The 7,169-nt window shown below is 41.2% G+C and carries 6 protein-coding genes; all 6 read right to left on the bottom strand.

The window, feature by feature from the left end; genetic code table 11:
- A partial coding sequence (locus tag ASJ81_RS14275; protein WP_095642727.1) for an ISNCY family transposase occupies positions 1–943 on the bottom strand: 943 nt, incomplete at its 3' end.
- 696 nt (positions 944–1,639) lie between these two features.
- A complete protein-coding gene (gene hflX / locus ASJ81_RS14265; RefSeq protein ID WP_095644984.1) occupies positions 1,640–2,944 on the bottom strand; it encodes a GTPase HflX in 1,305 nt (434 codons plus the stop codon).
- Positions 2,945–2,946: 2 nt separating this feature from the next.
- Complete coding sequence (locus ASJ81_RS14260) at positions 2,947–3,342, bottom strand: DUF2209 domain-containing protein (RefSeq protein ID WP_095644983.1); 396 nt, start codon at positions 3,340–3,342, stop codon at positions 2,947–2,949.
- Positions 3,343–3,365: 23 nt separating this feature from the next.
- The gene (gene endA / locus ASJ81_RS14255; RefSeq protein WP_095644982.1) at positions 3,366–4,418 is read right to left on the bottom strand and encodes a tRNA-intron lyase; all 1,053 of its coding nucleotides are present in this window, start codon (positions 4,416–4,418) and stop codon (positions 3,366–3,368) included.
- Positions 4,419–4,831: 413 nt separating this feature from the next.
- The gene (gene cfbB, locus ASJ81_RS14250; RefSeq protein WP_095644981.1) at positions 4,832–6,319 is read right to left on the bottom strand and encodes a Ni-sirohydrochlorin a,c-diamide synthase; all 1,488 of its coding nucleotides are present in this window, start codon (positions 6,317–6,319) and stop codon (positions 4,832–4,834) included.
- A 46-nt stretch (positions 6,320–6,365) separates the two neighbouring features.
- Positions 6,366–7,163: a Ni-sirohydrochlorin a,c-diamide reductive cyclase ATP-dependent reductase subunit gene (gene cfbC, locus ASJ81_RS14245; protein WP_095644980.1), complete on the bottom strand. Its 798-nt coding sequence runs from the start codon at positions 7,161–7,163 to the stop codon at positions 6,366–6,368.
- Positions 7,164–7,169: the final 6 nt, after the last annotated feature.

Genomic DNA, 7,169 nt, shown 5'->3' with positions numbered 1-7,169 from the left:
TTTCTAGCTTCAATTTATATCTAAATCGGTTAAATTCCTTTTTTGCCTTTATACTCCATTCTTGATGCTTTTCTTCATTCATAATTACGTTAAGTTCTTCAGATAGAATTTTTTCCAGGAATTTAATCTCATTTTCACGATTGTAAAATATATTCAATAACCTGTATTTTAATAGTTCCTGTTCAATTGTTGTTTTCTTCGGAAAATCGCTAACTATAAGCTTGTTTAAGTGCATCAAACAGTATTGATGCACTAACTTATCCCCAAAAACTTCCTTTAAAATATCTGGGTATCTCTTATCAAAATCCGTAACAATAAACACAGGTTCTGATGTATCTAGATTTTTTCGTAGAAACGTTTTGATGGTTTCTGAACTTTTATCCTCAAAAAGTTCATCTGCTATTGTTCTTTGAGTTTTTGCATCCAGTAATGTTAAACGGTATTTCTGACAACGTCCCTCTTTTGGATGCTGTTCGTCATAGTGCACCATATGTACATTTTCTAAAATTGGAACATTTTCCTGTTCCATTTCTTTGTTGAATGTTCTAAAAATAGTGCTTCTTGATCTTGGAAATATGAAGCTCATTATATCAGAAATTCCATCATAAGAAACTTTATGGTATCTGAGCACCTGGAAAAAATTATTAAATGAATCAAAAAGTAAAGTTTTCAGACCTTCCCAAAAACTATGATCTTCTTCGTCTGTACTACCACAATTTTGGCATTTGTATCGACCAATGCTGATTTTTCCAAGACCTTTTTTGATGTATAGATTATAGCCGTTATGAACCATAGGAGCACTGCAAATAGGGCAGGCTGGAGGAATTTTTCTACGAAAAATTCCTCTTGTGGTATATTCGTAATCATTGCTATAACTATCAAAAAGGTATGAGAGAGCAGGGAGTTCCGATAAGTTATTAAGAGTAAGATTTATAATTACCATTGTTTTTGCCGTAACATCATTACATAATTAGAGAATTATAAATTTATGTAGTGATGTTACACTTACTTTCATCACTAGATTTTGGAACTGAGTCAGCAGGAGTCTATCCTATGAATTTTGAAGCAGGAGTCTATCCTATGAATTTTGAAGCAGGAGTCTATCTATCATATGAATTTTGAGGCAAGAATCTATCGGTAACCGAGTTTATTATAATCTACAAAAAAATTCGCTTATATACGAACAAAAATATCTTAAAAATAAAATAAATTCAAGAGGAACTGCGAACGGGCAGAAACATAGCAAAAATCTGGTTTTAGGGGTGTAGTTTAGGATATTAGGAGGGTCTGATGGTTTCAGTAGATACCCGTTCGCATACGTACAAACAACTCGTGGATATAAGTACCTTTCGTATATATGCGAACAGTATTCAGACTATACGAAAAACTCTCTTAGAAACCGATATTGGAAAACACTCTGTCAATATTCCGGTAGTTTTCTTAATATTAAAAAAGTTTTATATTATTCAGAAAAGTAAGGAAATGTATACATTTCGAAACAAAAATATTAGACAGATTTTATCCAAATTTTTGAAAAAATTTGGAGTCTGATATTTCTAAAAGACCTGCTTTTTGATCAAATTTTTTTCAAAAAAGTTTGGATTCGAAACTCAGTCTTTTTAGGAACATCTGACCAGGATCATTCACTTCTTTGAGCTTCCTGAGGTTCAAGGAGAGCATGTGCACGGTTAATTATCTCTGTTCTGGCTTCATAATCTACAAGAATCCGCTGTCCGAATTCAACTCTGTGTACGACTCCTTCTTCATACAGCCAGGAGAGCATTGACATCCCTTTTTCCGAATTCGGAAGAGAAAGAGAGCAAAAACACCAGGGAGGCAGGTGTTTCATTATCTCGGCTTTTAGAGCATCCATCCCGGTGCCTCTTTTTGCAGAGACAAGGACAGGGTTCGGGGCCATATACCCTATATGTTCCATAATGGCATCAAATTCGGATTCATCAACCAGATCGGCTTTATTAAGTACGGTAATAATGGGAACTCCCTGTATTCGGTCCCAGAGAGTGTCGTGGGATGTTGAAAGTTTCTGAAGGATTGTTTCGGGTTTTTCGCTTGCGTCCACTACAAGGAGTATAAGGTCCGAAAGAAAAATCTCATCAAGGGTGGACTTGAAGGCATCAACCAGCCAGTGAGGAAGATCCTCTATAAATCCCACGGTATCGGTTAAAAGAGCTTTTCGTCCTCCCAGGTCCAGAGCTCGGGTCATAGGCACAAGCGTTGTAAAAAGCATGTTCTTTGCCTCAACGCTTTCATTCACAATTGCGTTGAAAAGAGTACTTTTTCCGGCGTTTGTATATCCTGCAAGGGAAACTAAGGAAAAGCCTTTTCTGTGCCTTAAAGCTCTCAGGGATTCATCGTCTTTTTCTGCAGATTCGAGTTCATTCTGAATCCTTGTTATTCTCTTCTTCAGGTCCTGTTCATAAGAGTCCTCGTAGTCCCCAAGTCCCATGAAGCCTGCCCTCTCCTCCTTTTTAAGGAGAGAAACGACAGCTCTTGCTCTGGGCACTTCGTATCTCAATCTTGCCAGTTCGACCTGAAGTTTTGAGCGGTGGGTGGTTGCTCTTTTTGCAAAGATCTCAAGAATGAGCTGGAACTTATCGATAATCGGGCATCCGCAGATTTCCGAGATATTGAAGAGCTGGGTTGTAGAGAGCCTGTTATAGAAAATTGCTTTCTCTGCACCCGTACTCCTGACAAGTTCGGCAAGTTCCTCGATTTTCCCTCTACCTAGCTGGTATTTCGAATCCGGATACCTGGTTTGCTTAAGCTCACCAACTGGCAGGTAACCTGCAGCCTTTGCAAGTTCCCTGAACTCCTGAAAGAGATATTCTTCACGTTCAGGGTCCGAATTGGGAATTGTTCTTTTAACGAGAATTACTCTATTTCCGTTATCGGATCCTTTACTGGATTTTTGTTCAGCTGAAATTTTTACGCCTCGATTTCAAGTTCTTTTATCAGTAAATTACGGGCGCTCAGGGAAATATGGTGCACGAGTTCAATTGATCGTCTCTCGGCAATTGATTCCTGATACTTAAAAGCCCTGGAAAACATACTTTCGGTCACCCATTTGGGTTTATTATACATGTCTCCCTTTTCTGCTACAATCGTACCCTCAAAGGAAAGCTGGTCAGCCGTGTCTTCGATTAGCTGCACGACGTCCAGCAGGCTGGGAGCTCTTTTTTGCCAGAGGGGAAGGATTTTTATTTGTTTGACTTTTTCAATATGGCTAGCCGAAACCGTAAGCGCTGCTGCCGCACATACCATATAGTAACCTCCTTTAATCCTGTGCCTGCCAGAGATGTCTACTGCAATAATATCCCACATATACTTCACCCTTGACAAGAATCTCACATTTTCGTCCGGCTGATGTCAAGATATTCGATTTCCTCCCCTTTCTCAACTGCAAAAAGCATTGTTTTCCTAACGCTGTTTGCAAGCCTGACAGCTCCTGACATAACCGAAAGCCTGAACTCAAAATCCTCAGGAATAGCATTTACAAGATATTCCGAATGGGAAATTCTCTCTATTGACTCGACCTTTCTGTATACCCTGAAATTCGTTCCGAATTTAAAACCGGTTTTGACTACATTTCCTAAATCCCTGAGATTTTTATATACACAGTATTTTCTCATGAAAGAGCTCTCAATCTCCGAGGCTTTCTCGATAAACTCGTCAAACGAAAACACTTTACCTTTCCTGTCCCGAACTGTTATCACACCTCCGGAAAAGAGGTAAAGGGATTCAACAAGGGAAAGCTGTAGTCTTTCAGAGTCCAGCATTTTCCCGTAAAAGCTCCTTTTATAGAGAGTTTCCGAAGCCTGAGCATCCCAGGCTATTACCCTGTCCTCCAGGAAAGTGGAATCGCTTTTGACGGCAGGATACGATTCAGGCATTTCTCCTTTAGGAACTGCGGTTTTAATTTCATAGAAGGTAAGGTCACTTTCTTCATCCACCACAGCAAGGATAAATTGCTTGTGTACGTTCTCTGCCGAAGCAACCGAGTTTTGAAGGAGTTTTACGGGAAGGAGCTGCCTCTCAGACTGGACATGCACAAAAATTTTTGCTGCACTTTTACCCGGGTGGCTACCTCTTGGATATACCCTGAAATCCGTAGCTGATGGCTGGACATAATACCCCCTCTCTTTAAGGTCCTTATAAACTATATATTTCAGCTCAAAATTCGGTTGCCTCAAAGAAGCCTGTTCGAAAAAGGCTTTGAAATTAAGCAGTGTGCCTTCGAGTTCAATTTCGAGTTTTCCTCTGGACAGGAGAAAAGCAGCTTCTACAAGTGAGAGCTCAAGCCCGTCCTCTTTAGGGCGCCCGAAGTAACCATTTTTATAAAGCTCGGCTACCGCTTCCTTTCCGGCAAGGACCCGGTCTCCTTTAAGTTGTGTTTTCAATAGATTCACCTGAAAAGAAAATGAAACGAAAATAAGTTCTTTACCAGTCTGGCTTGCTCTAGTCCAATTTGCTATAGCGTAATTTCTCTTGATCTAGACTTTCCTATAATAATTTATCATTAAAATAAATTTATTGTTAAAATAAACTTATTATTAAAATAATTTCTTATAATCGTGTTTATCGTGATTTTTATTTATTGTAATCCGATCTATTGTAATCCGATCTATTGTAATTCGATCTGTTACAGTCTTATCTATTGTAATTTATTGTAATTTGATCGATTGCAGTCATATCTATTGTAATCTAATATATTGTAATCTAAGTTGTTATAATCAATTAATATAATATTGCTTTTTCGACCTGCATATAAAAGGGTAATGTTTGCATGCACTAAGGAAGGAGCCTACACGTATCATGGAAGAATCCTGGATTCCCAAAACTTTCTTGCAGCCTCTACAAGTGAGCTTGCAAGCTCCCTGTACGCAACTCCGTGCAGGTGGGCGTACGAGCCCAGAGTATTTTCAGAAATAAGCCCATCCATGCCATTCGTTATGCCTGTACCTCTTGACAGAGTTATTGCAAATTCGGCATCCTCAGGAATTTCCCTTATTTCAGAATGGTGGAACTCATGTCCCTTGAAATTGTTGCCTTTTTTTCCGAGAATGCAGTCCTTATTAAGGGTTCCTATATTGTAGCTGACCACTCTTGTCTGTCCCATAATAGTATGCCCTGGGAGGGCCCCTACCATTGAATATGTAGACTCCGGCATTGAGGCATCGTGATAGGTGCCTTTTCCGGGGATGCCTGTGCTTATTTTTTCCGTAAGATACATAAGCCCTCCGCACTCGGCATAAATAGGCATGCCTGCAATAGATGCCTTTTTTATATCCTGGCGCATGGACTGGTTAGCTTCAAGTTCGGCTGCAAAGAGTTCGGGATAACCGCCCCCTATATAGAGCCCGTCAACCTCGGGAAGTGAGTTGTCTCTAACAGGACTAAAGTAAACGATTTCTGCACCTGCAAGTTTCAGGAGATCAATGTTATCACGATAGTAAAAATTGAAAGCCTCATCAAGAGCTACTCCTATCTTTGGCTTTAGTATATCAGCACCGGAGACCGAAGAAAAAACGCTATTATCTGGGCTTTTCAGGGACTTTGCGCTTTTTGCGATTTCCATAAAGCGGTCTACGTCAATTCCTTTATTTATGATTTCTTCAATGCCGTGAAGACGGGCTTCAAAACCTCCGTCCCCAAGCCGTCTTCGGCCTTCGAGAGCTGGCATAAGCCCTAGGTGGCGCATGGAAATCTGCATAGCGGGGTCTCTTGGAACAATTCCGATAACCGGAATGCCTGTATAGTGTTCTATTGCCTCTTTTGCTTTTTCGGCATGGCGGCGGCTTCCTATATTATTAAGGATGACCCCTGCAATTTCCACATCAGGGTCGAAGTTCCTGTATCCGTTGACAAGGGCAGCACTCGAACGAGTAATGCTACGGGCGTTAATTACAAAGATTACTGGGCATTTAAGGGTCTTTGCAATCTGGGCAGTGCTTCCAAGGTCGCTTAAGCTTTCAAAACCTTCGTAAAGCCCGCGAACTCCTTCAATAATCGCTATATCCGCCTTCTCTCCGGCCTCGCAGGCATGAGTATATACATCCAGAATCCCGTTCTCATCCATAAGATAGCCGTCAAGGTTCCGGCAGAACCTGCCAGTTATTTCAGTATGGTAACTCGGATCGATATAGTCCAGGGCGACCTTAAAGGGTTGGACTTTATATCCCCTTGAAACTAGAACGGCCATCAGGCCCATAGAGATTGTAGTCTTGCCTGAGGACGAACGGTCTGCAGAAATAAGAATTCTGGGAATGTTCCCTGCTGCGGATTGCTTATTATTGAGCATTTTTTCGATACCCCTTACGTGTTTAATCAACTGTTGCTACTCTAACTTATTTTGTCAATTCCCTTAATCGTTCGTCACTCAGAGAATCGGCTGTAACTCTTTTTTCGTTTTCAAGGATTGCTTTCCCAAGCGTGCGGTAGATTTCTGCAATATCAGATTCGGGTGCTTTTTCCATTACAGAGTAACCTTCTCTTTCACAGTCCTGAACTGCCTGCCTCTTCGGGATAAAAGCCATAAGCTGGCTGCCTATCTCCTCAGAAAATTTCGAAACGATCTCCTCTTCCCTGCTCACATTTCTTGAATTGCAAATTACCCCGCTAAGCGGCATTCCTATCTTCGAGAAGCCTTTGCAGATATTGTTTGCTGCATAAAGGGGCATGTACTCTCCTGAAGTCAGGACATAAGCCTCATTTACGAACCCTTTCCTGACAGGAGCAACAAACCCTCCGCAGACGATGTCTCCGGGTACATCGTAAATAATCAAATCCTGTTCTTTTAAGAGATCTCCTGAAATGCTTTTCAGTTTCTGGATGGCAACAATAATTCCTCGCCCCGCACATCCTATACCCGGTTCGGGGCCGCCTGCTTCCACGCATTTGACGCCTGCATACCCTTCAAAGACCACATCTTCTTTCTTTACGTCCACACCCGCACGCAGGAGGTCGAGAATGGTCGGAATTCTCTTGCCTCCAAGCAGGGTGATTGATGAGTCGCTTTTAGGATCGCAGCCTATAATCATGACTTTCTTTCCTGCCTCGGCGCAGGCGGCGGCAACATTTGAAGCCGTACTCGATTTACCTATGCCGCCTTTTCCGTAGATCGCTATGATCTTCTGGTTTTTCAAAGGATT

The organism is Methanosarcina spelaei (assembly GCF_002287235.1).
In the GTDB taxonomy this organism is placed as follows: Archaea; Halobacteriota; Methanosarcinia; order Methanosarcinales; family Methanosarcinaceae; genus Methanosarcina; species Methanosarcina spelaei.
This window is presented reverse-complemented; position numbering and strand designations above follow the sequence as displayed.